This is a genomic window from Streptomyces sp. 8N114, assembly GCF_052245835.1.
GTDB lineage: Bacteria > Actinomycetota > Actinomycetes > Streptomycetales > Streptomycetaceae > Streptomyces.
Window position 1 is genome coordinate 721,395 of sequence record NZ_JBQQBT010000001.1, and the last position, 26,898, is coordinate 748,292.

At 70.5% G+C, this 26,898-nt stretch carries 26 protein-coding genes; 5 read left to right on the forward strand and 21 right to left on the reverse strand.

Going from position 1 to position 26,898, the window contains the following annotated elements; genetic code table 11:
• Window positions 1–3 precede the first annotated feature (3 nt).
• Window positions 4–489 carry a hypothetical protein gene (locus ACTWQF_RS03235; protein WP_443276839.1) on the reverse strand — a complete coding sequence of 162 codons (486 nt, stop codon included), beginning with the start codon at window positions 487–489 and terminating at the stop codon, window positions 4–6.
• A 286-nt stretch (window positions 490–775) separates the two neighbouring features.
• Here ACTWQF_RS03235 and ACTWQF_RS03240 point away from each other — a divergent pair, with 286 nt between their 5' ends.
• Complete coding sequence (locus ACTWQF_RS03240) at window positions 776–2,773, forward strand: alpha/beta hydrolase (protein WP_443276841.1); 1,998 nt, start codon at window positions 776–778, stop codon at window positions 2,771–2,773.
• Window positions 2,774–2,804: 31 nt separating this feature from the next.
• Here the strand turns inward: ACTWQF_RS03240 and ACTWQF_RS03245 are convergent, their stop codons facing one another.
• From ACTWQF_RS03245 to ACTWQF_RS03260, 4 genes are all read right to left on the reverse strand, one after another.
• Window positions 2,805–4,220: an AI-2E family transporter gene (locus tag ACTWQF_RS03245; RefSeq protein ID WP_443276843.1), complete on the reverse strand. Its 1,416-nt coding sequence runs from the start codon at window positions 4,218–4,220 to the stop codon at window positions 2,805–2,807.
• Between the two features lie 256 nt (window positions 4,221–4,476).
• The gene (locus ACTWQF_RS03250; protein WP_443276845.1) at window positions 4,477–5,214 is read right to left on the reverse strand and encodes a transglycosylase SLT domain-containing protein; all 738 of its coding nucleotides are present in this window, start codon (window positions 5,212–5,214) and stop codon (window positions 4,477–4,479) included.
• 417 nt (window positions 5,215–5,631) lie between these two features.
• On the reverse strand, window positions 5,632–6,957 hold the full coding sequence (locus ACTWQF_RS03255; protein ID WP_209240933.1) for a PhoH family protein: 1,326 nt from the start codon (window positions 6,955–6,957) through the stop codon (window positions 5,632–5,634).
• Window positions 6,958–7,283: 326 nt separating this feature from the next.
• The gene (locus tag ACTWQF_RS03260) at window positions 7,284–8,045 is read right to left on the reverse strand and encodes an isoprenyl transferase (protein ID WP_443276848.1); all 762 of its coding nucleotides are present in this window, start codon (window positions 8,043–8,045) and stop codon (window positions 7,284–7,286) included.
• 128 nt (window positions 8,046–8,173) lie between these two features.
• Between ACTWQF_RS03260 and mgrA the strand changes: the two genes are divergently transcribed.
• Window positions 8,174–9,268 carry an L-glyceraldehyde 3-phosphate reductase gene (gene mgrA, locus ACTWQF_RS03265; RefSeq protein ID WP_443276850.1) on the forward strand — a complete coding sequence of 365 codons (1,095 nt, stop codon included), beginning with the start codon at window positions 8,174–8,176 and terminating at the stop codon, window positions 9,266–9,268.
• A 150-nt stretch (window positions 9,269–9,418) separates the two neighbouring features.
• On the opposite strand, the gene ACTWQF_RS03270 is transcribed toward mgrA, so the two are convergent.
• A complete protein-coding gene (locus tag ACTWQF_RS03270; protein ID WP_443276852.1) occupies window positions 9,419–10,180 on the reverse strand; it encodes a prepilin peptidase in 762 nt (253 codons plus the stop codon).
• Between the two features lie 198 nt (window positions 10,181–10,378).
• Here ACTWQF_RS03270 and ACTWQF_RS03275 point away from each other — a divergent pair, with 198 nt between their 5' ends.
• A complete protein-coding gene (locus tag ACTWQF_RS03275) occupies window positions 10,379–10,600 on the forward strand; it encodes a hypothetical protein (protein WP_443276854.1) in 222 nt (73 codons plus the stop codon).
• A gap of 190 nt (window positions 10,601–10,790) precedes the next feature.
• Window positions 10,791–11,693 (forward strand): hypothetical protein, encoded by a 903-nt coding sequence (locus tag ACTWQF_RS03280; RefSeq protein ID WP_443276856.1) that lies wholly within the window; start codon window positions 10,791–10,793, stop codon window positions 11,691–11,693.
• 22 nt (window positions 11,694–11,715) lie between these two features.
• Here ACTWQF_RS03280 and ACTWQF_RS03285 read toward each other — a convergent pair whose 3' ends face one another.
• The 13 genes from ACTWQF_RS03285 to ACTWQF_RS03345 form a co-directional block, all read right to left on the reverse strand.
• Complete coding sequence (locus ACTWQF_RS03285) at window positions 11,716–12,294, reverse strand: hypothetical protein (protein ID WP_443276857.1); 579 nt, start codon at window positions 12,292–12,294, stop codon at window positions 11,716–11,718.
• A gap of 72 nt (window positions 12,295–12,366) precedes the next feature.
• Window positions 12,367–13,119, reverse strand: coding sequence for an OmpA family protein (locus ACTWQF_RS03290; RefSeq protein WP_443276859.1), 753 nt, complete (start codon window positions 13,117–13,119; stop codon window positions 12,367–12,369).
• A gap of 3 nt (window positions 13,120–13,122) precedes the next feature.
• Window positions 13,123–13,722 carry a hypothetical protein gene (locus ACTWQF_RS03295; RefSeq protein WP_443276861.1) on the reverse strand — a complete coding sequence of 200 codons (600 nt, stop codon included), beginning with the start codon at window positions 13,720–13,722 and terminating at the stop codon, window positions 13,123–13,125.
• A gap of 32 nt (window positions 13,723–13,754) precedes the next feature.
• Window positions 13,755–14,438: a hypothetical protein gene (locus ACTWQF_RS03300; RefSeq protein ID WP_443276863.1), complete on the reverse strand. Its 684-nt coding sequence runs from the start codon at window positions 14,436–14,438 to the stop codon at window positions 13,755–13,757.
• Window positions 14,439–14,449: 11 nt separating this feature from the next.
• Entirely contained in the window at window positions 14,450–14,653 is a 204-nt protein-coding gene (locus tag ACTWQF_RS03305) for a hypothetical protein (protein WP_443276865.1), read from the reverse strand.
• Window positions 14,654–14,858: 205 nt separating this feature from the next.
• Window positions 14,859–15,749, reverse strand: a complete 891-nt coding sequence (locus ACTWQF_RS03310) for a DUF5936 domain-containing protein (protein WP_443276866.1) — start codon at window positions 15,747–15,749, stop codon at window positions 14,859–14,861.
• A gap of 4 nt (window positions 15,750–15,753) precedes the next feature.
• Complete coding sequence (locus ACTWQF_RS03315; RefSeq protein ID WP_443276868.1) at window positions 15,754–16,740, reverse strand: type II secretion system F family protein; 987 nt, start codon at window positions 16,738–16,740, stop codon at window positions 15,754–15,756.
• An 11-nt stretch (window positions 16,741–16,751) separates the two neighbouring features.
• Entirely contained in the window at window positions 16,752–18,119 is a 1,368-nt protein-coding gene (locus ACTWQF_RS03320) for a CpaF family protein (RefSeq protein WP_443276870.1), read from the reverse strand.
• Window positions 18,120–18,132: 13 nt separating this feature from the next.
• Entirely contained in the window at window positions 18,133–18,534 is a 402-nt protein-coding gene (locus ACTWQF_RS03325; protein ID WP_443276872.1) for a TadE family protein, read from the reverse strand.
• Between the two features lie 6 nt (window positions 18,535–18,540).
• Window positions 18,541–20,355 (reverse strand): AAA family ATPase, encoded by a 1,815-nt coding sequence (locus ACTWQF_RS03330; RefSeq protein WP_443276874.1) that lies wholly within the window; start codon window positions 20,353–20,355, stop codon window positions 18,541–18,543.
• A 7-nt stretch (window positions 20,356–20,362) separates the two neighbouring features.
• Window positions 20,363–21,109, reverse strand: coding sequence for a Flp pilus assembly protein CpaB (gene cpaB, locus ACTWQF_RS03335; RefSeq protein WP_443276876.1), 747 nt, complete (start codon window positions 21,107–21,109; stop codon window positions 20,363–20,365).
• Window positions 21,106–22,104 carry a hypothetical protein gene (locus ACTWQF_RS03340; protein ID WP_443276878.1) on the reverse strand — a complete coding sequence of 333 codons (999 nt, stop codon included), beginning with the start codon at window positions 22,102–22,104 and terminating at the stop codon, window positions 21,106–21,108. The genes cpaB and ACTWQF_RS03340 overlap by 4 nt, the downstream gene beginning before the upstream one ends.
• Before the next feature lie 311 nt (window positions 22,105–22,415).
• The gene (locus ACTWQF_RS03345) at window positions 22,416–23,723 is read right to left on the reverse strand and encodes an Nramp family divalent metal transporter (protein WP_443276880.1); all 1,308 of its coding nucleotides are present in this window, start codon (window positions 23,721–23,723) and stop codon (window positions 22,416–22,418) included.
• 233 nt (window positions 23,724–23,956) lie between these two features.
• Here ACTWQF_RS03345 and ACTWQF_RS03350 point away from each other — a divergent pair, with 233 nt between their 5' ends.
• On the forward strand, window positions 23,957–24,994 hold the full coding sequence (locus ACTWQF_RS03350) for a chitinase (protein ID WP_443276882.1): 1,038 nt from the start codon (window positions 23,957–23,959) through the stop codon (window positions 24,992–24,994).
• Window positions 24,995–25,091: 97 nt separating this feature from the next.
• On the opposite strand, the gene ACTWQF_RS03355 is transcribed toward ACTWQF_RS03350, so the two are convergent.
• Entirely contained in the window at window positions 25,092–25,946 is an 855-nt protein-coding gene (locus ACTWQF_RS03355; protein ID WP_443276884.1) for a S1 family peptidase, read from the reverse strand.
• A 69-nt stretch (window positions 25,947–26,015) separates the two neighbouring features.
• Window positions 26,016–26,864: a S1 family peptidase gene (locus ACTWQF_RS03360; protein ID WP_443276886.1), complete on the reverse strand. Its 849-nt coding sequence runs from the start codon at window positions 26,862–26,864 to the stop codon at window positions 26,016–26,018.
• Between the last annotated feature and the right edge of the window lie 34 nt (window positions 26,865–26,898).

The following is a 26,898-nucleotide window of genomic DNA, read 5'->3' on the forward strand; positions in this document are numbered from 1 at the left end:
GGGTCACCAGCTCCCGCCGGGCCCGCCGGGCGGCGGCTTGGGCTTGGCCTCGTACTTCCCGAACTGGTCCTTGATCTCCTCGTCCTTGCCGGACAGGGTCGTGCCCGCCTTCTCCAGCTTGCCCGAGACCTCGTCGCACTCGTCGCGTACGAGGGTGAGCCGGGCCAGCCACGATTCGAAGACCCGCTCCTGCATGGCGGAGCTCTCCAGACCGTCGACGCCGTCGTCGAAGCGACCGGCGCCCTTTTGTCCCGTACGCATCTCGCCCAGCGCGCGGGAGACGTTGTTCCGCAGGGACTCCAGGGAACCCGACGCAGTGGTCCAGGGGTTCTTGGCGTTCTTCAGGTCCGGCTCGCCGCCGCCCTCGCCCCCGCCGTTGTCGCTTCCGCCGTCTTTTCCGTTCGCACTCGCCAGGTTCATTCTCGCGCCTGCGCCGTTGGCTTCGTCGAGCAGCCGCTGCCAGCTCTCGGACACCGCCCCGTTCGTCATGCCCGCGCCCCGTTTCCTCGGCTTGTCAGCCCTTTCGAATCGGCAAAGTTAGCAAAGGAAATCGGGCTCGCGCGGCGCTTCCGTCAAGCTTTCACGAACATGTATCCGAACCCGGACACATCGCTGCCCCGGAGTCGCTCGTGGGTCTCCTTGGGGCAGTTGATGTCGTTGTCGCGCAGGCCGCCGATGCAGCGAGCAACCCCCTCGCCACTGGCTGCGTCAGCCAACGGGGCCGTCGAAGCGGACGGTCGGCGTCGTGTGCGGACATCGAGCGGGAAAGTGGGCGATGGGACAGGCAGCGGACGACCGGCTCGCAACAGAACCGCTTGCGGAGCCGCTCGACGACATCGAGCCGCTCCCCGCTACCGCCCCGTCCCACCCCGCCGAGCGCTCCCGCCCCGCCGAGCTGCCGCATCCCGCCGAACCGCCGCGCCGTATCCAGCCACCAGCCCCCGCCCGGCCGCCGAGCAGCACGCTGCTGCTGCGCCGCGCACTCCATTGGGCGCTCGGCCTCGTACGACGCTTCGTCCGGCACCCGTACTGGGAGGCGCCCAACTCCGCCTACGTCATACGCCGCTGGCCCGGGCTGACGGCGATGTGCTGCGCGACGCTGTTCTTCTGGCTCTCACTGACGCCCTCGCTCGTACCCCGGCCCTGGCTGCTGCAAGGGGTGATCGGCGGGATAACGGCCGCCATCGGGTACGCGATAGGCGGGCTCGCCGAATGGCTGACCCGGCTCGCGCTCGGGCGGCTGCGGCTCCCCCAAGGACTTCGTCCAGGGGGCACCCCCGGCCGCCGCCATGTCCTCCGCCGGCTGCCGGGACGGCCGGGACCGCGCTGGCGGGCGTACGCCTGGCTGGCGTACTACGCGCTCAGCACCGTGCTCACCATTGCCGCACTCTCCTGGAGCGCCGACGCACAGCGGGAGTTGCGCCGGCTCCAGGAGATGCCGGAAACCCTCACCTGGCACTCGATGATGATCGCCCTGCTGGCCATGGCGATCTGTTCCGCGCTGGTGGCGATCGGCCGCGCCGTGCGGCTCGGCACCCGCGCCCTCATCCGGCTGCTGGGCCGCTTCGTGCCGCGTCCGCTGGCCATCGGCGTAGGACTGCTGGTGAGCGCCACCGTCGTGGTCTTCGGCACTCGCGACGTCGTCTTCGACCGCGGCATCATCGACGTCGCCGCACGGCTGGCGGAGAAGACCGACCAGAGCACCAAGGAAGGCATTCTCCGGCCCGCCTCACCGCTCGTCTCGGGCAGCTCCGCCTCGCTGGTGCGCTGGGACGAGCTGGGCTACGAGGGGCGGAACTTCACCGGCTCGTCCCTCACGCCCCGCCAGATCAGCATCGTCACCGCCAAGCGTGCCGTGCAGCCGATCCGGGTCTACATCGGCCAGGAGTCGGCACCCACCTTCACCACCCGCGCCGAGCTGGCGGTACGGGAGCTGGAGCGTACCGGCGCGTTCGACCGGGACGTACTGGCCATCGCGGGCACCACAGGGCGGGGCTGGGTCAACTCCACGGACGCCGAACCGCTGGAGTACATCCACGGCGGGAACACCGCGATCGTCGCCGTGCAGTACTCCTACCTGCCCAGCTGGGCCTCGTTCATGGTGGACAAGGAGCAGGCGGGCCGCGCCACCCGGGCACTGGTCGAGGCGGTACGTGCCCGCTGGCTTCGGATACCGGCCGCCGAGCGGCCCAAACTCGTCGTCTTCGGCGAGTCCCTCGGCGCCTACGGGATCGAAGCCTCCTTCGACGGCCCCGACGACATGCTGGCCAAGGTGGACGGCGCACTGCTGGCCGGGTCGCCCAACTTCTCCCCCATCCGCCGGCAGCTGACCGCGCACCGCGACCCGGGCAGCCCGGTCTGGCGGCCCGAGTACGACAAGGGGCGCCACTTCCGCTTCGCCCAGTGGCCGAAGAAGGACCTGGCCCGGCCGGGCCCGGCGTCCGCATGGCAGGCGCCGCGCGTCGTCTATCTCCAGAACGCCTCGGACGCCATCGTGTGGTGGTCACCGGATCTCGCCCTCGACCCGCCCCGCTGGCTGCGCGAGCCGCTGGGGCCTGACATCACCGACGAGGTCAACTGGTTCCCGCTGGTCACCTTCTGGCAGACGACCGTGGACATGGCCGTCTCCTACGGCGTCGGCGCCCCGCACGGCCACCGCTACGGCAACGGCTCCGTGGAGGGCTGGGCAGCCGTCGCCCCCGCCGAGGGCTGGACGAAGACCGACACGGAGCAGCTGAGACGGTTCATGGACCAGCGGGAGGCCCCCTACTGAGAGAGCCGCGCGGTGGCCGAGAGGGCTCAGGCTATGACTGGTTGCCGTTGCCTTCGGGGAGCTGCGGTTGGTCCGGGCCGGGCGCGGGGCCCTCCGCAGGGGCACCCGCCTGCTGCGGGGCGGCCTCCCGGAGCCTGCGGAGGGTCTGTTCCTGGGAGTAGCCGCGCAGGTAGCCGACGACCGTGTTGGTGACGGCGACCAGGGGTACCGACACCACCGCGCCGGGGATGCCCGCGATCAGGCTGCCGCCCGTCACACCGAGGACGACGGCGAGCGGATGGACGCGCACCAGGCGGCCGAGGATGAACGGCTGGAGGATGTGGCTCTCGATCTGCTGGACGGCCAGTACGACGGCCAGCGCGAGCAGCGCCGTGAAGATGCCGTCTGTCACCAGAGCGACGACGACGGCGAGCGCGCCGGAGATCACGGCACCGACGATCGGGATGAAGGCGAACAGGAAGATGAAAACGGCGAGCGGCACGGCCATCGGGACCTTGAGGACGTACAGCCCGACGCCGATGAAGACCGCGTCGATCAGCGCGACTATCACCGTGCCGCGTACATAGCCGGTCAGCGTCGCCCAGGCCCGCGGGCCCGCGCCGGCGACGCCCTCCCGCGCCGCCGAGGGGACGAACTTGAGCGTCCACTCCCAGATGCGGCGGCCGTCGTAGAGCAGGAAGAGGGTGCAGAACATCGTCAGCAGCGCGCCCGAGAGGAACTCGAGGATGACGGTGACGCCCTCGATGCCCGCCGAGGTCAGTTCCTTGCTGTTGTCGCCGATCCAGTCGCTGAGGTTCTGGGCGATGTCGTTGATCTGGTCCTCGGAGACATGGAACGGGCCGTTCAGCGCCCAGTTCTTCAACTCCTGGATACCGTCCTGCACCTTGGCGGTGAGGGTGTCCAGGTTCTCCATCACCTGCCACACCACGAACCAGCCGACCAGGCCCATGATGACGAAGCCGCCGATGAAGGTGATGGCGGTGGCCAGCCCGCGCCCCAGCCCGATCCGGCGCAGCCGGGCGACGGTGGGCTGGAGCAGCGCGGTGATCAGCAGACCGGCGGAGAAGGCGATGATCAGCAGGCTTACCGTGCTGACGACCTTCATCAGCACCCAGATGACGCCGGCGAGCACCAGCAGCCGCCAGCCGGCCTCGGCGGCGACCCGCATCCCCCACGGCACGGCGGCGGACGGCTCCGGTTTGGCCGCTATGGCGGGCGCGTACTGCGGGGGCGGCGGCACATAGCCGCTCTCGCCCCCGGCACCGCCCGCCTGCGCCTCGGCCTCGGCCTGCGCACGGCCTGCCTCGTTGTTGGAGAGTTCGGGATCGACGCCGTCGTCCCTGCGGCGGGCGGCATCGGAGCTGCGTTCCGCTTCGGCACGCCGCTCGGCGGCCTTCGCGGCCCAGCGGCCCGCAGCCGCTCTGAGCCTGTCCATGCTGCTCGTCATTCCGCTTCCTCCGCCCCCGGGCCAGTGGCTTCGCCGTGTGAGGGACGACGTTACCCGGGCCGATGGTTGCTTCCCGAACCGGGAAGCCTCGCGGACGGGCTCCGTGCGGAGACATCGGGTATCACGCCGCACCGCGTTCGGGTGCCCGTGTCCGGACATAAGGGATGCCCCCTGGGCTGATCCTCACAGATCGCCACGAGGGGGCATCCCGTCCGGGCCCTTCAGGGTCCGGGAAGTCGCGGTGGGCCGGTCCGGCTCAGTACCAGTTGTTGGCCTGCCAGAAGTCCCATGCGCCACAGGGGCTTCCGTACCGGTCGTTCATGTAGTTGAGGCCCCACTTGATCTGGGTGGCCGGATTCGTCCGCCAGTCGGCACCGGCCGAGGCCATCTTGGAGCCGGGCAGCGCCTGGACCAGGCCGTAGGCACCAGAGGAGGCGTTGCTCGCCCTGTAGTTCCAGCTCGACTCGTGGTCGACGATATTGGAGAAGCACTGGTACTGGCCGGAGCCGACGATCTGCTTCGCCATCGCCTGGACTTCGGCCGTGGTGTACGAGCTCTTCTGGGCGAAGTCACCGGCGTCCGCACGGTCGGCGGAGCGGCTGGCCTGGAGCTTCTCGCGCTCCTTGGCCTTCTTTGCCGCCGCCTTGGCAGCGGCCTCCTTCTTCGCCTTCTCCGCCTTGGCCGCCGCGTCCTTGGCCGCCTGCTTACGGGCGGCTTCCTCGGCGGACTTCTTCGCCTCGGCGTCGGCTGCGGACGATGCGGCGTCCGCCTGCTGCGTGAGGGCGGCCGTCTGTGCGTGGGTCTGAGACCCGGCTGGTATGTCCTCTAGGAGCGTCGCCTCGGCGGCGGTGGCCTCGGCGTCACCGGACGCCTGGCCCTGGTCGGCGCCTGCGGCAACACCGACGACGGCGCCGACGGTGGTGACCGCGGTGGCGGACGCCACGGCGAATCCCCGGACCGAAATCCGAGCAGTCACACGGTTTCCTTCCAACATGCCCGCTGGGGTGACCTCGCGGACGCAATCGTGCCCCCGACACTGGCCTCCCTCGTACTGGCCACGGGAGACGCGGGCCCGGTGGGTCTCCCCGACTGGGGAGCCGCGTGGTGCTTCGGGCGGCATACGGCGCTACTGCTGTTCAGTTCTGTACTGCTTTGCGGTGTCGCACCGTTGGTGGTGCGGGTGTGCCGTATGCGGGGCCTGACAGGACCCACACCCTGCCGGAACGGGACGCGCCGAAGCAATTCTGCGTTGAGTGGGAAAGCTCACACGGCGTTTGGGGCACGGGAATCTCGGAAATAGGCGCGCGACCGGGCCCCGTGCGACTAAGGTGCTGTGCCCTTTTCGCACGGGGCCCGGTCCGACGCAGTTGCTATGCGGCTCTGTTGAGCACTACGTGGAGGAATGTTCCGGTCAAACCCGGCCCTCCTCCAGCATTTCGGTCACCAGTGCGGCAATGGGAGAACGTTCCGAACGCGTCAGGGTGATGTGCGAGAAGAGCGGATGCCCCTTCAACCGCTCGACCACGGCGACGACTCCGTCGTACCGCCCCACCCGGAGGTTGTCCCGCTGCGCCACATCGTGGGTGAGCACCACCCGCGAGTCGGTGCCGATCCGGGAGAGCACGGTCAGCAGCACGTTCCGCTCAAGCGACTGTGCCTCGTCGACGATGACGAACGCGTCGTGCAGCGAGCGCCCACGGATGTGGGTGAGCGGCAGGACCTCCAGCATCCCCCGGGCCACGACCTCTTCGATGACCTCCCGGCTGGTGACCGCCGAGAGCGTGTCGAAGACGGCCTGCGCCCAGGGGCTCATCTTCTCCGCCTCGGTGCCCGGCAGATACCCCAGGTCCTGCCCCCCGACGGCGTACAGCGGCCGGAAGACCATCACCTTGCTGTGCTGCCTGCGCTCCAGCACCGCCTCCAGACCGGCGCCCAGCGCCAGCGCGCTCTTGCCGGTGCCCGCCCGGCCGCCCATCGACATGATGCCGACCTCGGGGTCGAGCAGCAGATCCAGCGCGATGCGCTGCTCGGCGCTGCGGCCCTTGATGCCGAACGCCTCCCGGTCGCCGCGCACCAGCCGGATCCGGCCGTCCGGCGTGACCCGGCCGAGTGCCTTGCCCTTCTCCGACTGGAGCACCAGCCCGGTGTGCACGGGCAGTTCGGGAGCGTCGTACGGCATCGCCACGCTCTCCGCCGCGAACAGCTCGTCGATGTCCTCCCCCGGAAGGGTGAGTTCGGCCATCCCCGTCCAGCCGGAGTCGGTGATGGCCAGCTCCGCGCGGTACTCCTCGGCCAGCAGCCCGACCGACGACGCCTTGATACGCAGCGGCAGGTCCTTGGAGACGACGGTGACGTCATAACCCTCCGCTTGGAGGTTCCGGGCCACGGCGAGGATCCGCGAGTCGTTGTCGCCCAATCGGAAGCCCGCAGGAAGCACCCCCGGGTCCGAGTGGTTCAGCTCGACCCGGAGCGTGCCGCCCGTGTCGCCGATCGGGATCGGTGCGTCGAGCCGGCCGTGGCGAATGCGGTACTCGTCGAGCCTGCGGAGGGCCTGCCGGGCGAAATAGCCCAGCTCTGGGTGGTTGCGCTTGGCCTCCAACTCGGTGACGACGACCACGGGGAGCACGATCTCGTGCTCGTCGAACCGGTCCATGGCGGCCGGATCCGCCAGCAGCACGCTCGTGTCGATGACGTACGTGCGTCGGTCGGATTCGCTGCGCTTCTTGCTGATCACCACGGTGGGACGAACCCCCTCGGATGAGGTCGGGGAGCGACGGCGTCGCGGGGGAAGAGACCGGAGATGGCCCGCACCACACGGGCCGGACTCCGGCCCTCCGCGTCCTGCACCCGACCCGCGCGCCTGACTGCTCCGCGCGGCCCGGAGGCATCCGTGGTGTCCAAAGGGCCTCCCGGCGACCGCGACCCGTGGGAGGGGCACGGTCGTGAGGGATATTCCCTCCGGAGTGCCCCCGCATGCAACGCCCGTCCGCATCGCGAACGAGAGGGCTCCCCACCGTGCGCTGCGCAGCGCGAAGCGGCGCCGCGCAGCGTGGAGCGGGAGGGCTAGCCCCCGTAGCGGCGGTGCCGCGCAGCGTAATCGCGGAGGGCCCGCAGGAAGTCGACCTTACGGAACCCGGGCCACAGCACTTCGCAGAAGTAGTACTCCGAATGGGCGCTCTGCCAGAGCATGAAGCCCGACAGCCGGGTCTCCCCGCTGGTGCGGATGATGAGGTCCGGGTCGGGCTGCCCGCGGGTGTACAGGTGCTCCGAAATGTCCTCGACCGTGAGGCCCTCCGCACACTCGTCGAGGCTTATTCCGCGCGAGGCGCGATCCGTCAGCAGCGAGCGGACGGCGTCGGTGATCTCCTGCCGTCCGCCGTAGCCGACGGCGACGTTCACCAATATCCCGTCGACGTCGCCCGCCTGCTGCTCGGCCTCCTTGAGTACCTTCTGGGTGCTGGCGGGCAGCAGGTCGAGCTGCCCCACGTGGTGTACGCGCCAGCGCCCGTCTGCGGCAAGGTCACGCACGGTGTCCTCGATGATGCCGACCAGCGGGAGCAGCTCGCTCTCCGGGCGGTTCAGATTGTCCGTCGAGAGCAGCCAGAGGGTGACGACCTCGACATCCGTCTCGGCGCACCAGCCGAGCAGCTCCTCGATCTTCGAGGCGCCGGCCTTGTGTCCCTGCTCGGTCGTGCTGCCCGCGGCACGCGCCCAGCGCCGGTTGCCGTCCAGGATGACGCCGATGTGCTTGGGCACCTGGGCGTGGTCGAGACGGTCCTCCACCCGGCGCGCATAGAGCTTGTACACCAGGTCGCGCAACTTCATGGGAACGGCCAGCCTCTCCGTGCCGAGTCGGGATTCCCAGCACCTTACTGCCGTTCGCCCGAGCGTACGAACCGGGCCGGTCACGGGTACGAGGGGGCCGGTCACGTCGCGGTGATAGGAAATGGCATATGACGCTCGGCACACACCGCACCGCATCCCCCGACCCTGTCCCCACGGCCGTCCCGTCGGACACGCTCCACCGCGCCGATCCGACCCGCTACGAGGCCATGGAGTACCGCCGCACCGGCCGCTCCGGGCTGAAGCTGCCCGCGGTCTCCCTCGGGCTGTGGCACAACTTCGGCGACGACCGCGCACTGGCCACCCAGCGGGCGATCCTGCGCCGCGCCTTCGACCTGGGCATCACGCACTTCGACCTGGCCAACAACTACGGCCCGCCCCCAGGCTCCGCCGAGCTGAACTTCGGCCGTATCTTCGCCCAGGATTTCCGGCCGTACCGCGATGAGCTGGTCATTTCCACCAAGGCGGGCTACCTGATGCACCCGGGTCCTTACGGGGAGTGGGGCTCGCGCAAATATCTGCTCTCCTCCCTGGACGCGTCGCTGAGCCGGATGGGCCTCGACCACGTCGACATCTTCTACTCCCACCGCTACGACCCCGAGACCCCTCTCGAAGAGACCATGGGCGCCCTCGCCACCGCCGTACACCAGGGCAAGGCGCTCTACGCGGGCATCTCCTCCTACAGCTCGGCCCGCACCCGGGAGGCCGCCCGGCTGCTGCGCGAGATGGGCGTGCCGGCGCTCATCCACCAGCCCTCGTACTCGATGATCAACCGCTGGACCGAGGAGGACGGGCTGCTCGACGCGCTGGAGGACGAGGGCATGGGCTGCATAGCCTTCGCGCCGCTCGCCCAGGGGCTGCTCACCGACAAGTACCTCGACGGCATACCCGAGGGATCCCGGGCGGCCCAGGGGAAGTCCCTGGACCCCGGGCTGCTGACGGAGGAGGTCGTACGGCGGCTGCGCGGTCTGAACGGCATCGCCGAGCGGCGCGGGCAGTCCCTGGCCCAGCTGGCGCTCCGCTGGGTGCTGCGCGACCCGAGGATGACGTCAGCGCTCATCGGCGCCAGCTCCGTCGCCCAGCTGGAGGCCAACGTCGCAGCGCTGCGCGGGGCGCAGCTCACCGAGGGGGAGCTGCGCGAGATCGATGAGCTGGCGGTTTCGGAGCCCGGCACCAACATCTGGGCTGCCAGCAGCAGCTCCTGAGCCGGCCGCTCACGGCGGCGCCGTCCGGGCATAAAGCGGGCCGGTCCGTGGGGGGATACGGACCGGCCCGAGGGGGGGTTCCCACAATAGCCCCTCAGGGAGGATGTTCCGCACACCAACGACCGTGTTGTACAAGCGGATCCGAGAGATTCAGACCGCCAGCCCGCCCAGTGCGACACCCGCCATCGCCCCGAGCACCATGAAGGGGCCGAAGGCCATGGCGCTGTTGCGGCGGGCCCGCCCGGTCGCCATCAGCGTGAAGCCATAGCCGGCTGCCGACAGAAAGCCGAGGAAGGCTCCGGCGAACAGCACCCCCCACCCGTACCACCCAAGGGCTACCCCGACCGACAGCGCGAGCTTGACGTCGCCGAAGGCGACGGCACGCGGGCTGATCACGAACAGCACGAAGAACGCCCCGGCCAGCACCAGGCCGCCCAGCAGCGCCCGGAGCCAGCTGCCGCCGGCGCCGGGCAGCAGGGCGGCGAGCCCGAGCAGGGCCGCGGTGCCGCCCGCGAGGGGGAGGGTGAGCATGTCCGGCAGTCGCATCACCGCGAGGTCGACCGTCGCCAGCAGCAGGGCGACGGGCGCCACCAGCAGCCACACCGCCAGTTCGGGACGGAATCCGACGGCCGCCGTCAGTCCGGCGCAGACCAGTGCGCCGAGCACGGCGAGGGCGCCCCGTCCGCGCCCGTACGCCCCGTGGAGCTCCTGGCTCCCGGCGCACGCATCACATGTGGCGGGACCGACTACGCCGCGCACTCCCCCGCCCAGCGCATGTCCGCGCGGGCAGCTGCCCCGCCACGGCTCCCCGGGTTCCACCGAAAGGCGGTACACGGCGCGTGGCAGAAGGGAGCCCGCCGCGGCACCGTAAGCGGCGGCGGCCACGATCGCTATCCACTCCAACAGCGGCACACCGCGAGCTTACGTCGGGCTTACGGGACGGCTCCTTACTCCCCCGTACGGACGGGATCGGGAGCGATTCATCTCACACCCGGCCGGAGCATCTCGGAGCTGGACAGCGCCGACACCTGCGGCGCAGCGCCAACCAGCCGCCTTGGGCGCCTCGTTATGCAACTGCCCCTGTCAGTGGCGGGCCGTACTGTAGTCCGTATGACATCGACTTCCACCGGGCCCGGAGAGCCCGGAAGGTCCCGGGAGACCGGCGCGGGCCGCGTGCCCTCGCCGGAGCTCTCCGTCACCGCGGCCAATGACGCGATCAGGGAGTTCGTCGCGGGCCGCACCCTCTGGTCGAAGGAAGCTCTCGCCGAGCTGGACCGGCTGCGCGGGCAGTGGCAGCGCGCCGTTCGTGCCGAGATGGTCAAGGCGGCGTGAGGGCCGCCGCCTTGACCATCTCTTCCCTCTCCTCTCCCTCCCTTCTTTGATCCCCCGGCTGCGCCGGTTTCTCTCCGCTGTCCCGCCGCACTCCTGAACGGGGTCTCGCCACCGGCCTGTTGATCCGCAAGCATGTACGCGTGAGCGGTACGCGCGGGGGGCGCGGACCCATGGGGAGACGGAGCGTGCGGTGCGGATGCGGGGACTGTGGCGGCGGACGGAGCGCGAGCACCCGGCGGCGGCCGAGCACGACGAGATCCCGGACGTGAGCCCCGTGGACACCCCCGAGGCGCGCGCCCGGCGCGGTCGGCGGCGACTGTTGGTCGCCGGGGCGCTGTTCGCGACGCTGATCCTTCCCAAGGTCGTCGGCACTCCCGGATACGCGGACGTGTCGGACGGCGCCGAGGCCGCCCGGCCCTCGCCCGGCACCAGCAGCGTCCCGGCCTACCCGACCCGCCGCCCCGGCGACGGCCCCTCCGCCTCACCGGTGCCCTCGCTCCCCGACCCGGGCCCCAGCGGCGCGCTGCCGAGCCCGCCCACCAGCACGCCCACGCCGGACGGCTCTGGGCCCGTGACGGGCCCCGGCTCCGACTCCCTTGCGGGCGCTTTCCGTTCGGTACGCGCCGGGCAGTGCCTGACCGTGCACGGCAACGGCTCGGGCTGGAGCCGCCCGGCGCCCACCAAGGCCACCCGGGTCCCCTGCGACGACGACCGTGCCTACACCCGGGTGACCGCCGTACGCCGTACAGGTCCCGGCGGCGAGACGGGGCGGGCGTGCCCCACCGGCAATGGGCGTGCCAGCTGGGCGAACGGCGACACGACGCTGTGCGTCACCCGCCAGTTCCGCACCGACCAGTGCCTGCTGGCCGAGTCGAGCGGCGGCGGTATGCGCGCCGCGCTGATGTCGGCGCCGGCGTGCTCGACCGAGCCGCCCTCGGGCGAGGGGCGGTACGACCGGCTGCTGAGGATCACCGGCGTCCACGACGAGCCCACCCCCTGCCGGGAGGGCGACGCGGGCGAGCACTCCCGCTACTGGACGTGGAAGGTGGACGGGGGCAGTCGCACCCTGTGCACGGCCGAGGCGAGCGAGTGACGCGCCGCCCTGGTTGCCTCCGTCACCCCGTGATCCGGCGCCAGGCGCCCGGCGCTGCCGTCGCCAGCACGACCGCCAGTACGCCGACGAGCAGCGCGCCGGGCAGGGCCGGCCCCGCCAGGGCCAGGAAGGGGATCGCGGACAGCGCCGCGACGACGCAGTAGCAGGCGCCCACGAGGGAGAGGAAGCACTGGGTGCGGGGCGGCCCGTCCGGGTTGAGGCGTACGACAAGCGCGGCACAGACGGCCGCCCACAGCGCGGCGCGGGGCTCCCCGAAGCTGATGGCGTCCCGTACCGCTTCGGCCGCCCGGAACCACCACTGGCCGTCCAGAGTGTCCATGAGGTGCGGGAAGTCGGCGGCGTAGTCGGGCAGCCGGGCGCCCTTGGGCACCTTCGCGCCGAGGGCTGCGACGTCCTGCCGTACGAACTCGGTGATCAGCAGCACCGCGGCGCCGAGCGCCTGTGCGAGTCCCGCCGTCCGGCCGGCGGTCCAGGCCCTCAGGCGGGAGCCCTCCTCGCGGCGCGGGACGCCGTTCGGGCCGTTGCCGTCCGTCGTCGGCTCGCCGGATGCCGACTCCGCTTCCGTCGCCGTACTGCCCACGCTTGTACCGCCCCCTCGACCCATCGCACCGCCCAGCTCATGATCCGGCGCGGGAAACCGGCCCGCAAGCGGTCAGTCCTTCTTCGGGAAGGACACCTCGACGCGGCGGTTCTTCGTGCGGCCCTGCTCAGTCCTGTTGTCGGCGACCGGGTAATCCTCGCTGTAGCCCCGCACATTGAAGCTGACCTCGGAGCCCAACTGCTGGGACAGCTCCGTCTGGACGGCTGTGGCGCGCTTCTTGGAGAGCGTCTTGCCGTGCTCGTAGGAGCCGAGGTCGTCGGTGAAGCCGAAGACGTTGACCTCGGTGCTCTGCTGCTTCTCGATCTCGTCCGCGATGGTCTTGATCCGCGCCTTCGCCCCGCTGTTGAGCTTGGAGCTGTTCTTGGTGAACAGCACCTCGGCCTGGAGCGTGAACTTCGTCTTCGCCGTGCTGTCCTCGCGGCGCTCCTCGCCGCCCAGGTCCTCGGTCACGAACTTGATGTCCAGCACCTTGGGCTCCGCCAGCTTCGCCCCGGCGGCGAGCCGCAGCCCGTCCGCCTTCGGCTCCACCTCCACCGGCGTCTCCGAGTCCCCGATGTTGTCCGGCGGCTCACTGAACCCCGGATCCCCCGGCCCCTTCTCCCCGGGCAGCGAGGGAGCGTGCCCGGTGGGGATGCTGGTGGGGTCGTCGGTGGGGTACTGGGTGGCGATGTCGGGGATGGAGGGGGTGGGCCCTGGGCGGGGGTCTTCTGCCCGCGCGGCCGACGCGGTGATACCGAGTACGAGCGCGGCGGAGAAGGACGAACAAGCCACGGCCTTCGTCAAGTGCCGCTGGGTGACACCCATCCCTCACTCCCCTCCACTGATCGTCACACTGGCAGGAGGCATGTCCGCGATCTGGAAGTCGACCTTGTCGTTGCCCTTCGGAGGCGCGGGGAACTGCGCGAACCACGTCTTCGACTTCCCGGCCTGGATCGGCTGGCCGAACGAGGTGCACAGACACTTGCCCTCGGTGTCCCTGAGGACGAGATAGCGCTTCTTGCCCTTCTTGTCGACGAGTTTGGCACCGGCGACCGACAGCTTGTTGCGCAGGGCGACTTCTGACTCGTTGCCCTCCCAGCCCGGCGCCACCCAGACCTTGCCGCTCCCGTTGGTCACCTTTCCGGTGAGCGTCACGAAGCCGCCCGACTCGCGGCGGGCCGAGTTGACGGTGAGGGTGATCTCCTCGCCACCCCGGACCTCGGCCAACGGCTCGCCGTCGGCGGATCCGTCGGACTGCCCGCCGCTGCTGCCGCCCCCGATGCTGTTCGCCTTCTGGGAGGGCCGGGGCTCCTTCGCGTCGTCGCCACCGTCGCCCCCGCCGCAGCCTGCGGCCGTCAGGACCAGTCCCGTCGCGAGGACCACCGCGGTCACACCCCTGCGATCCCGCAGGACACGCCGAAGATTCATGGAGTACTCGACTCTCGTTCGTCGTTCGCTCGTCATTCGACCAGCACCACTGAGAAGAGATCTGACGGTTTCAGGTTGTCGCCTTCGTCCTCGGGGTCGATCGTCAACTCTTCACCGTCACAGAGAAGTTGGATCTCCTCGGCGGCGTCGGCGCCAGGGTCGGGGTGGGGGTCGTCACCACTGCCGCCGGTGTCACCGGTGTCGTCGCTCTCCCCGGGGTCACCGCTGTCGCTGGTGCCCTCACCGTCGCCGGTGTCGTCGGCCTCGCAGCGCGGTCTGAGCACCGCGGTGGCGGTGGCCTTGGCCGTCTTGTTGTCCGTGCCGGGGATGATCGTGTTGCCCGTGTCGAACCGCGTCTCGATGCTGACGCTGTAACCGTCGTCGCCGTCGCGCGTGACCAGGTCGCAGGCCCGCAGGTCGGAGCGGTTGCGGTCTGCGAAGCGCGCGGCCGCATCACAGCCGTCACCGGTCAGCGGGGCGACCGCGTCCAGCCAGTCCCGCCAGCCGTCCTCGTCGTCGAGCGCGTCCAGGAAGCCGTCGAAGAGCTGTTGCCGGTCGTCCTCGGCGGCTCCGAGCGCCGCCGCGTCAGCTGCCGTCTGACCGCCGTTACGCACCGTTCCGGCTTGGGCCACGGCGAAGAAGGCGAAGGCGAGGAAGAGCAGTCCGGCGATCACCGCGCCGTACAGCAGGACCGTCTGACCGCTGTCACCGGTCATACGGCGAGCGGTCAGCCACCCAGTACGGCGCTCACCGCGTTGGCGATCGCGCCGGAGATCATCGCATCGAGACCCAGTGCCCGGATCGCCAGGATGATGCCCGCGACGAGGATGACGATGCCGGCGTATTCGATCGAGTTGGCGCCGCGGTCTCCGGGGCGCCCCCGCATGAGGTCCAGGCGGGTGTGGATACGCCCGCGGGTGGCGTTCGACATCGGGTTCTCCTCCGTTGCTGGCTGACTCGGAGCCGCCCCCTCGGGGGCCTCCGCGGGTTTGTAACGTCACGTCGCGCGCGCCCCCTCCCGTTGCCACTCCGCGGTGTAGCTAACAGTCGTTACCCGAATGCAGACTGTGCCATAACTCCTCGCGGAGGGCGATGGGTGAGGGGAACGCATGATGGTTGGCGAACTGCCTGCCTGTTCAGCCACCCAGCACCGCGCCGAAGTCGGTGTCGGAGCCGAGGATGAAGGTGGCGACGATGAGGATGAGGGTGCCCGGGAGCAGGAAGGCGATGGTGGTCATGGTGGCTTTGGGGACGGTCTTGGCCGCCTTGCGGCGCGCGTTCTGCGCGTCGGTGCGGCGCATGTCGGTGGCGATCTGGATCAGCGTCTCGGCGATCGGGGCGCCGAGTTCCTCGCCCTGCTGTAGCGCTGTGACGAACTGGTCCACCTGGTCGCTGGCGTTGCGTCTGCGCAGCTCGTCGAAGGCTTGGCGGCGGCTGACGCCCATGTCCATCTGACGCAGGGTGATGCGCAGTTCGTCGGCCCAGGGGCCCTGGTAGCGGTCGGCGACCCGTTCCAGCGCCTGCCGGAAGCCGAGTCCCGCGGAGACGACGACGGCGAGGACGTCGAGAAAGTCGGGCAGAGTGCGCTCGATGACGCGGCGGCGGTCCTTGATCGCCTGCCGGATGGCGAGATCGGCCGCGAACCAGCCGAAGGCCAGCACGAGCGCGGTGAAGAAGAGGCTGCCGGCCGACAGTCCCACCAGCGCCATGACGATGCCGAAGGCGCCGTAGACGGCACGGCGCGCCGCGTACCGCTCCAGGGTGAGGCCGCCGGGGTTGCCGGCCTGGTCGATCCTGCGGCGTTTGGCGGCGACCTGCTTGGGGCCCATCAGCCGCAGCACCAGCGGCGCCAGCCGCATACCGAGCCGGTCGACGGCGGCCTCGCCCTTGGTGGTGCGGGTGGCGCCGACCTCCAGGGCGACGGCCAGATCGGGCGGCAGTTTGGTCTCGGCGCGGTACATCCGGATGCCCGCGAAGGCACCGTAGACGGCGAGGGCCAAGAGCGTGGCCAGTCCGAGAGCGATCACGGCCTCACACCTCGATCCGGCCGAGGCGGCGGATGACCAGGAACCCGGCGGCGAACAGCCCGACGGCGACGACCATCGCGACCTGGCCGACCGGACTGCCGGTCACCCGGGCGAGGGCGCCCGGCATCATCGAGTTCATCATCAGCATGGCGCCGAGGCCGAGCAGCGGGATGGTGAAGGCCGTCGCGTTGACCTCGGCGAGCATGGTGCGTACTTCGCGCCGGGTCTCCTTGCGCTCCTCCAGCGTGGTGGTGAGGTTGCGCAGGGAGGCGACGATGGTGCCGCCCGCGCGGTTGGCGAGGACCAGCGTGGTGACCAGGACGACGAGTTCGCGCGATGGCAGCCGCTCGGCGAGCTCGTTCAGCGCGTCGTCGATGGAGCGGCCGACGGCGAGCTGGTCGGTGACCAGTCGCAGTTCGTCCCCCGCGGGGGCCTCCAGCTCTTCGGCGGCCATACCCAGCGCCGTACGCAGTGCCAGCCCCGCGGAGGTGGCGTTGGCGAGGATGCGGGCGAGTTCGGGGAGCTGGTTGATGAACTGCTCGGTGCGGCGCTGCCGCTGGTGGTTGAGGAAGGCGTTGGCGGCCAGTACGCCAACGAGTCCGGCGATCGGCCCGAAGAAGGGAGCAAGGACGGACGAGGCCAGCATCCACAGCACCGCCACCAGGCCCGCCAGGTAGACCACGTATTCGCCGGGCGTGAGGTCGAGTCCGGTGAGGGCCAGCTTCCCCTGGAGGCGGCGGCCGGGCCCGGTGGCGCGTACCCGCCGGTCCACTCCCGCGAAGCGGCGCCGTCTGCCACCGCTGCCGGGCGGGAGGGCGAGAGCGGGGCCTTCGAGCCCGCTGAGCCGTTCGAGGAGGACCTGGCGGCGGGCGCGCCCGGAGGCGAAGAGGAGCACTCCCGCGATGCCCAGGGCGCAGGCGGCCAAGGTGGCACCGAGCGCGAACTGGGCCGCGGCCGTGGAGTCCAGCGCCACGGTCACGGAATGCTGCATGGTCCGGGTTCTCACACCGCCTCCCGGGTGGCGAGTTGATCGTCGGAGCGGGCCACGCCGAAGGCGGCGGGCACCGGTTCGCCCGCCAGATGGAACCGGTCGGCGACGCGGCGCGGCAGCGGCAGGTGTTCGAACGTGCCGTGCACCCGCCCGTCGGGGCCCATGGGCCGGGCCGCGAACCGGGAGACCGTCGCAATCTGGAAGGTCTCGCGGCCGTGTGAGGCCAGCAGGGCGATCTCCGCGATCTTGCGGGAGCCGTCCGCCAGCCGCGCGAGCTGGATGATCACGTCGACGGCGGAGTTGATCTGATCCTGGAGGGCCTCGAACGGAACGTCGACCTCCGACATGGAGGCGAGGGTCTGGAGCCGCATCAGGGCGTCCTCGGCACTGTTGGCGTGCACGGTGGCCAGCGAGCCGTCGTGCCCGGTGGACATGGCCTGCAGCATGTCGAGCGTCTCGCCCCCGCGCACCTCGCCGACGATGATGCGGTCGGGCCGCATCCGCAGGGAGTTGCGGACGAGGTCGCGTACGGTCACCTGGCCCCTGCCCTCGACGTTGGGCGGCCGGGTCTCCAGCCGGATGACGTGCTGCTGCTGGAGCTGGAGTTCTGCGGCGTCCTCGACGGTGATGATGCGCTCGTGCTCGGGGATGAGCGCCGACTGCGCGTTGAGGAGGGTCGTCTTGCCGCTGCCCGTACCGCCGGAGACGATCAGGTTGAAGCGGGCCCGGACGAACCCGGAGAGCAGCGAGAGCATGTGCTCGTCCAGCGTCCCGAGGTGGATCAACTCACCGAGGGTGTAGGCGCGGGGAAAGCGGCGGATGGTGAGGGTGGCGCCGGTCAGCGAGAGCGGCGGGATGATGACGTTGACCCGCTCACCGGACGGCAGCCGCGCGTCCACCATCGGGTTGGACTCGTCCACCCGGCGGTTCACGGTGGAGACGATGCGCTCGATCGTCTGCATCAGCTGCTCTTCGGAGGCGAAGCGGACCGGCACCTGTTCGACGCGCCCGCCGCGCTCGACGAAGATGTTGTCCGGCCCGTTGACCATGATCTCGGTGATCGAGCCGTCCTCCAGGAGCGGTTCGAGCACCCCGAGCCCGAGGGCCTCGTCCACCACCCGGCGGATCAGCAGCGTCCGGTCCCCGGTCGCCAGCACCGGGCCCTCACGGCTGATGATGTGGCCGAGTACGCGTTCGAGGCGGGCGCGGCGCTCGGCGGGGCTGAGCGCCGACATCTCGGCGAGGTCGATCTCCTCCAGCAGTTTGGTGCGGTACGCGGAGACCAGGTGCCCGGTGCTGTCGACGGGGGACCCGGGGGACTGGCCACCGCTGCGCGCGGGGCTGCTCTCGTGCGTGGTGATACGGGAGCGCAGACTCATGGACCGACCTCGCTCATTCGTCTCCCCCTCGTTCGGCACCGTCGCTGGGCATGGTCGCGGAGCGGGACGCGGTGCCGAGGCTGTCCATGCCGGGGATGAGGGAGGGGATGGTCACGCTCGTGGTGACCTTCACCTCGTCGCCGCCGCCTCCGAGCGCGAAACGGCTGCGCCGCGCCGTCCAGTCGGACATGGCGGCGCGTCCGCTCGCCGCGTACTGGTCCGCGATCTCCTCCTGGGAGGCCACCCGCGCAGCGGCCCGCGCGCCGGTGCCCGCCTGCTGCACCGCGTAGCCGACGATGCCGAGCTGGATGGCCGCCATCGCGACGAGCAGCAGCAGCGGCAGCATCCCGGCGAACTCCAGCGCGCTGGAACCGCGGTCGCGCTCGCCCTCGCGCCCATACGGAGAAACAGCCATGCCCCCTCATCCCTCCTCCGCCGCGCCCGCCTCGCCGCCGACCGTGAACGGCAGCCCGGCGGCGCCGGGGAACAGCAAGGGCGTCCGCAGGTCGACGTTCGCCTTCCAGACGGTGCCGCCGCGGGTGCAGCTGACCGAGGCGTCATTGCGCCACTTCGGGGGCAGGTGCTCACGCGCTGCGGCCTCGCACGCGCCCTGCGGGTCCCCGTAGGTGGCGGCAGCGGTGGCGGCGCGGGCGGCCTCGTCGGCGGAGTTGCCCGCGAGGGAGAAGGTGTAGCCGAGCAGCACGCACTGCCACAGCAGCACCAGCGTGACCAGCACGATCGGCGCCATCCCGGCGAACTCCACGGTCAGCGAGCCCCGGTCGGAGCCGAGGCGGGAGGCGCCGGGCGCCGGGCCGGGCCGGAGGCTGGGGTTTGGATTGGGATTGGGGCCGGGTCCGGGGTCGGGGTCGGGCCGGGTGGCGGGCGCTGAGCCGGGCGGCAGGGCGTGCTGCGACTGCGGGGCCAGCGAGGGTCTGTGCCCGGCGGTACCGCCCGCGCCGGAACCGCCGCCGCTCCCCTGCTGTCGCCCGCTCCCCCGGCGCCGCGCGCCGAGCCCGCGAGGCTGCTCCCCGTCCGGTGCGCCGGCCAGCCCCAGTTCGCCCGCGAGTCCCCACAGCGCCTGCCGGACGCTGCCCTTGGGGTCCAGGTCCTGCATCCGTCCGGCGTCCAGCGCGGACTGCAGCTCCTTGAAGCCCGCCGGCACCGTCGTACGCGCCGCCGGGCTGCCGGTGATACGGGCGACGAGCTGCGGCTGGATCTCGGTGTGCCGGGAGGCCCGGTTGACGACGGTGACGGTCTCCTCCGCCTTGCGGACCTGGAGCCGTTCCCACAGCCGCACCATGCGCTTGGCACCGCGTACGGCGATCACATCGGGGGTGGTCAGCAGCAGCGCGAGGTCGGCCGCCTCGATGGCCGCCGCATTGCCCGCGTGCATCTGGGTGCCGCAGTCGAGCACGACGATCTCGTAGTGCGAGCGCAGCGCGGCCACCAGCTGCCGGGCGGCCCGTTCGTCCACGTCCTCGCCCCGCTCGCCCTCCTCCGGCGCCAGCAGCAGGGCGAGGCCGGTCTCATGCAGATAGACGGCGTCCTGGAGGACACGCGGCGTCAGGTCCTTGATGCCGGCGAGGTCGACGACGGACCTGCGGAAGCGCACATCCAGATAAGAGGCGACATCGCCGGCCTGCAGATCCAGGTCCACCAGCACCGTGCTGCGGCCGGAGGCACGCGCGGCCAGGGCGAGCTGGACGGCGGCCAGGGTCGTGCCGACACCGCCCTTGGCACCCGCGACGGTGACGAGGGTGCCACCGGCGCCCTGCCCACCGGGACCGTACGGCTCGCTCCCGTACCCCCGGCCCTCGTACCCGCCCAGGTGGCGGCGGACCCCGGCGGCCCAGCTCGCGGCGGCGCCGACCCGGGCCGCCAACTCGTCGTAGGCGAGCGGCAGCCCGGCGACACCGCGCGCTCCGGCGTCCATGGCCGCCGCGTACAGCGCGGGGCTGGTGTCCTGGGTGGCGAGGACGACGCCGACGGCGGGGAACCGGAGGGCGATCTGGCTGATCAGCTCCAGCGCGGACACCGGGCCGATCAGTTCATGGACGAGGACCACCTCGGGCAGCTCGGCGGGTGCCTCGCCCGCCTGCCGGTCGAGGGAGTCCAGCAGCTGGGTGGAGTCGACGGCAGGCGGCACCGGCTCGGCGTCGGGGAGCTGGCTGAGCAGGGTGACGAGGTGACGGGCGGCGTCCGGGTCGCTGACGGCCGACTGGATGCGGATCACCATCGGGGCCTCACTTGTCTCCGGGGAGCGTGTAGATGCGGTCCTCCTCGGGGACCTCCGCGTCGTCGCCCGGTGCGACCAGCGCGAGCCGGACGTGCTCGGCGAACGATTCCGCGTAGGCGACGCGCTGGGCGTCCTTGGTGGTCAGCGCGAAGGTGATGGGCACTCCGTCGCGTTCGCGCTGCCGGGTGCGCTCGTCGCGGTCGCCGTCGTCCTCGAGCGGGGTGAGCTCGCCTACGTCGATCACCTTGGCGCGGCTGACGATGACGCGGGACTCGGACGGCGCCTTGGTTCCGCTGTCGTCGCCCTTGGCGCCGGGGCGCTGTCCGCCCTCGAAGGTGGCGTAGATGTTGACGCGGTTGCCGGGATTGATCTTCCCGGCGACACCGGTCTCCGCGTCGATCATGATGGCGATCTCCTGCTCGCCCGCCGCGAGCTCGGGCCGCTTGGCCATCATGTCGGACTGGAGCAGCGAGCCCTTCTTCAGCGGGTTGACGGCGATCTTGCGGTGGATGTCGCTCAGATCGGTAACGGCCGTCTTGGGCAGCCACCGCTTCGGCATGGACACCTTGGTGAACTGCGCGCCGGTCAACGCCCGGTAGGCGGGCACGTCCTCCTTCAGCTTGTAGGCCGTCGTCTCGTCGCCCACCTTCGACTCCACGTTCCTGACGACGGCCAGCACTCCGGCGAACGCGGCGAGGGCGCACAGGACCGAGAGCACCAGCAGAAGAACGCCGCGGCGCTGGCGAGAGTTCATTGACGGATACCTCGGGGGTCGGCGACGACGGGCTCGGACACGGCGGGCGACGCTGGTGGCGCGGGTGGCGCCTCCGGCGCGGGTGGCATGGAGGGGGCGGGTGGCGCGGAGGGGGCAGGTGGCGCGGAGGCGGCAAGTGGCGCCGGTGGCGTGGACGGTGCGGGCGGCGCCGACGGCAGCGGCGTGGCGCAGAACGCGCAGCGGTCACCGATCAGTTCGAGGCCGCACCCGTGGCACTCGTCCCGCCGCACCGAGGCGACCAGCTGGTAAAGGACCGAGACGTCGGGGATCGCCGCCACGAACTCCGTCATCCGGGCCGTCCCCCACCAGGCCGGCGAGTCCCGCGGCAGCCGGGCCTCCTGCACCTGGGCGACCCGCCAGCGGGCCGGGAGGGTACGCATGGCCCAGTCGGAGGAGAGCTGACCTGGGGCGACGGTCAGCCGGGTGGCGAACTGCGGTCCGGTGAGCCCCTCTTCCGCGTCGGGTGTCCCCAGCCGGACCAGCCCGGGAGTGGGCGCCGCGAGGACCGCGAACTGGGTGCCGGGCAGCCAGGAGCGGGCGTGCGAGGTGACGGCGACGGGCACCCGGTCCAGCTTGGCGACCGAGCCGAGCACGGCGCCCGCGTACAAGTAGTGGGTCAGCAGCCGCGCCGCCGCGCCCAGCACTCCGGGTGTGAAGTCGCACAGCGACAGCTGCCGCAACTGCCGTACGAGCACGCCGGTCGCCAGCGGGGGCAGCTCCACCGGGAGCAGCGCGATCCGCCTGCTCTCCAGCAGCGAGCGCACGGTGTGCAGCCGGTGCCGGAAGGCGGTGGGAAGGGTGGCCGGGTAGACGGTGACGAGGTAGCCGTGCTGTTCGAGCAGGGACTGCGTCTCGGCCAGCGCCGCCGCCAGCGGCTGCTCCTTGGGCGGGGAGAGCACATGGGCCTGCGGAGTGTGCCGGTCGGGCGGAGCCAGCAGGTGGTCGGGGCTGGTGACCGCTAACGCCGTAGACACATCCGCCTCCCCCGGAGCCCGCCACCGGCCTACCACCCTAGCCATGGCCCCCCACCCCGTGAACCGTTCACCGTCCCCGTATCCCGGGCCAGCGAAACCACTACCCGCCCCACCCCGGGCCTCAACCCCGCAGCCATGAGGGCCGACAAGCGCAGGGGAGGCGCGCCCCGAAGGGGCGCGGGGAACTGCGCGCCAAGCCGTGGGGGTACCCCCTGCTCGAAGAGCTTGGGGGAACACCCGCAGCCTGCGGACAACGGACAGGGGCACCCCCTAACCAGCAAACGGGAGGGCGCACCCAACAACGGCCGCCGTCACCAAGGCAATTCCCGCACCTGCTGAACGCACAGAGCAACAAACAGCACACAGGAGGCGCCCAGCAGAACATTGCTGAGCCAGCCATTACGCCACTGCCGCGGAGTGCGCTTGCTGTTGAGCAGCCAAAGCAGCGTCGCGGCGAGGAAAGGCATGAAGAACGCGCCGAGGACGCCGTAGGCGATGACGAGGCCGAAGGGCTGGTCCAGCCAGAGCAGGACCATCGGGGGGAAGGTCAGCCACAGCAGGTAGGCGCGGAAGGGCAGCGAGCGCTCCTGCTCACCACGGGTGAGCGGCGCGACGCCCGCCTCGGCGGCCAGCCCGCGCGCGGCCCGCAGCCGCTCCACGAAGTCGGCGAACATCAGGCTCACCCCGTGCCACACGCCCACCAGCGAGGAGTAGGAGGCGGCGAAGAAGCCGATCAGGAAGAGCGTGGAGGTGGAGCTGCCGAAGCGCTTCTGAAGGATCTCGTCGAGGTCGAGGAGGCCCTTGTCGCCGGTGGCGAGGGCGATCTGCGAGCTGTGCAGCAGCTCCGCGCCGACGATCAGCATGGCGACGACGAAGATGCCGGTGGTGATGTAGGCGACGCGGTTGTCGAGCCGCATCATCTTCATCCAGCTGCTGTCGGCCCACCCCTTGGCGTTGATCCAGTAGCCGTACGCGGCCATGGTGATGGTGCCGCCGACGCCGCCGATCAGGCCCAGCGTGAAGATCATGGAGCCGGACGGCAGCACGGGGAGCAGTCCCGCGAAGGCGTCGCCCAGGTGCGGGCTGACGCGGATCGCCACGTAGACGACGACCAGGAACATCACGCCGACGAAGACCATCATGATCTTCTCGACGATGGCGTAGCGATTGGTCCACACGAACACCAGGCCGATCAGACCGGTGATGATGGCCCACGCCTTGAGAGGCATCACGTCGGGGAAGAGCGCCTGCAGCGGCAGTGCGCTGGAGGACATGGCGGTGGCGCCGTAGACGAAGCCCCAGATGACGACGTACACCGCGAAGTAGACCGTGGTCCACGGTCCGAGGCTGCGCCAGCCGTCGAAGATGGTGCGGCCGGTGGCCAGGTGCCAGCGGCCGGTCGCCTCGGCGAGGGCGATCTTGATGATGCAGCCGATGACGGCGGCCCACATCAGTGTGTAGCCGAACTTGCTGCCCGCGATGAGCGTGGCGACCAGGTCCCCGGCGCCGACACCCGTCGCCGCGACGACCATGCCGGGGCCGATCATCTTCCAACTGGCCTTGCGCGCCGGGGGCGCGGCGCCGTCGGACGTGCCGGGTGTGATGTCCTCCGCTGCCATGACGCCTCCGCCGTACGCGAGCTCCGAGGGTGGACCACCGTGCAGGTCGCAGTGATGTAACCGCCTGCGGACGATCAGCACAAGGGGTCGCGAGCCACGACGTGTGCCCGGGGCCGGCGTCCGGCGCCACGGGCGAGCGCTGTCCGACACCTTGACAACCTTATTGGTCTGGACCAGGTTGTACGGCGCACGCGCACCACCACCTCCCATCTCCCCCCACACCGGAGGCAGTTGTGGCACGTTCCCGTACCAGACGTATCTCGTTCCCCCGGGTACTCGTCGGCCTCGTCGCCTCGGCCCTGGCCGCGGGCGGTCTGTTCGCCCTCGGGCCGGCCGCCGCGCAGGCCGGAACCCCCGCCACCGCCGAAGCCGGTCCCCAGGTGGGCGCCTCCAAGGTGCCCGCCCACGCCGTCACCGGCTACTGGCAGAACTTCGACAACGGCGCGACCGTCCAGACCCTCGCCGAGGTACAGGACGAGTACGACATCATCGCCGTCGCCTTCGCGGACGCGACCGGCACACCGGGTCAGGTCGACTTCAAGCTCGACCCGGCCCTGAACTACTCCGAGGAGGAGTTCAAGAAGGACATCGCCGCCAAGCACGACGCCGGCAAGTCCGTGATCATTTCCGTCGGCGGCGAGAAGGGCGCCGTCTCGGTCAGCGACGACGCCTCCGCCGACGCCTTCGCCAAGAGCATCGTCTCGCTCATGGACAAGTACGGCTTCGACGGCGTCGACATCGACCTGGAGAACGGTCTCAACTCGACGTACATGACCAAGGCCCTCGACGCGATCCACGCCGCCAAGAGCGATGTCGTGGTGACGATGGCGCCGCAGACGGTCGACATGCAGTCGCCGCAGAACGAGTACTTCAAGACGGCGCTCAACATCAAGAGCTATCTGACCGTCGTCAACATGCAGTACTACAACAGCGGTTCGATGAACGGCTGCGACGGCAAGGTCTACTCCGCGGGCACCGTGGACTTCCTCACCGCGCTGGCCTGCGTACAGATCAAGGGCGGCCTCGACCCCTCCCAGGTGGGCATCGGCACCCCCGCCTCGCCGAGCGCCGCGGGCTCCGGCTACGTCGACCCGGGCGTGGTCAACAACGCGCTGGACTGCCTCGCCAAGGGCACCGGCTGCGGCAGCTTCACCCCCGACGAGAAGTGGCCCGGCATCCGCGGTGCGATGACCTGGTCCACGGCGTGGGACGCCAGCAACGGCAACAAGTGGTCCAGCACGGTGGGCCCGCACGTACACGGCCTGCCGTAACCGGCCGAGCCTGCCGTAACCCACACCGGACGTCCGTCACACCCACAGCCGGGCGTCCCGGGCCACCGAAGGCCCGGGGCGCCCGGCGCCGTACGTACTACTTCTTCGGCTCCGGAAGGACGCAGCCGCGCGCGTCGAGGTCGAGCTGGTTGCCGCGGCCGAAGCAGGGGTTGATCAGATAGGTCTGCTGGCCGTAGGCGTTCAGGTGGCGGACGGTGACGTTGCCGTTCTTGTCCACCTCACACGGGTTGTTGAGGGTGCAGCGCTCGCCGTCCTCGTTGTGGGTGTTGTTGACGCCGATGACCTTGCCGGTGGCGTTGTCGATCACCGGGGAGCCGGAGGTACCGCCCTTGGTCTGGCAGGCCATGGTGTAGCGGATGGAGTCCTTCCAGGTCCAGTCGGCTTCCTTGAGCCGATGGGCGAAGCCGTCGACGGCACAGCGATAGGTCTCCTTCCAGTAGCCGGAGACGACGGTGATGTCCCGGCCCTGGCGCGGGTGCTTCGCGTCCAGCTTCAGCGCGTCGATGCCGTACTTCTGCTTGATCTCCCGGTACGTGGAGGTCGTCTCGTACACGGAGATGTCGGTGTCGGTCATCGTCGCGTACGCGATCTTGTCCGAGTGGACCTTCCCGGCGTCGCTGCCGTCCGCGTTCAGCAGCGTGAAGTCGCGGCTGGTCTTCTTGTTCACCACGACCTCGCCCGCGCCCGGCATGCCCTCCTGGAGGCAGTGGCCGTTGGAGAGGACGAGCGCCGGGTCGCCGGGCTTGGAGTCCTTCAGCTTGACGACGGAGCCCGAGCAGTTGCTGAGCGCGACCGTGCCCTCGAAGGAGGGTGCGGCCTTGGGGGCTGCCTTGCCGCTGTCGGCGGCAGCCGCCGGTGCCGCGGCTATGCCCGTGAGCGCGGCGGCGCCGAACAGCGCCGCCGCGAGCGTACTGACGAGGGGCTTTCTCATGTACTCCTCATTCTTCCGGGGTGGGTGACAGGGATTGGAACGCCCCAACGTCCGTACGGCAGTGATGCGTTACGGCTTGGGGAGCGTGCAGCCCTCGCGGCTGAGGTCGATCTTGTTCCCCTCGGCCACGCACGGCGCGATGATGTAGGTCTGCTGGCCGTAGCCGATCCCCTCGTGCACGGTGGTCTTGCCGCTCTCGTCCACCTCGCAGGGGTTGTTGAGCGTGCACTCCTCGCCGTTCTCGTTCCGCGTGTTGTTGACGCCGACGACCTTGCCGGAGGCGTTGTCGATCACGGGAGAGCCGGAGGTACCGCCCTTGGTCTGGCAGTCCGCGGTGTAGCGGATCGAGTCCTTCATCGTCCAGCCGTCTTCCTTGAGCTGGTGCGCGAAGCCGTCGATGGCGCAGCCGTACTTCTCTTTCCAGTAGCCCGAGACGACGGTGATGGCGTTGCCCTTCGTGGGGTGGGCCGCCTCGACGTCGAGCGCCTTGATTCCGAACTTCGACTCGATCTCCTCGTAGGTGGAGCCGACTTCGTAGAGCGAGACGTCGGTGTCGGTCATCGTCGCGTACGCGATCTTGGTGGCCTTGACGGTGCCGGCGTCGCCACCGTCGGCCTTCAGCAGCGTGAAGGAGCGGTTGGACGACTTGTCCGTGATGACCTGTCCCGGCTCGGGCATGCCCTCTTCCAGGCAGTGGCCGTTGGAGAGGACGAGCGCCGGGTCGCCGGGCTTCGAGTTGGGCATCTTGACGACGGAGCCCGAGCAGTTGCTGAGCGCCACCGTGCCCTCGAAGGAGGGCGCGGCCTTAGGGGCTGCCTTGCCGCTGTCGGCAGCCGTCGCAGGTGCCGCGGCTATGCCGGTGAGCGCCGCGGCGCCGAAGAGCGCGGCGGAGAGTGAGGTTGCGAGAGGTCTGTTCACAGGTGGGGGTTCCTCTCTTGATACCGAAGGTTCG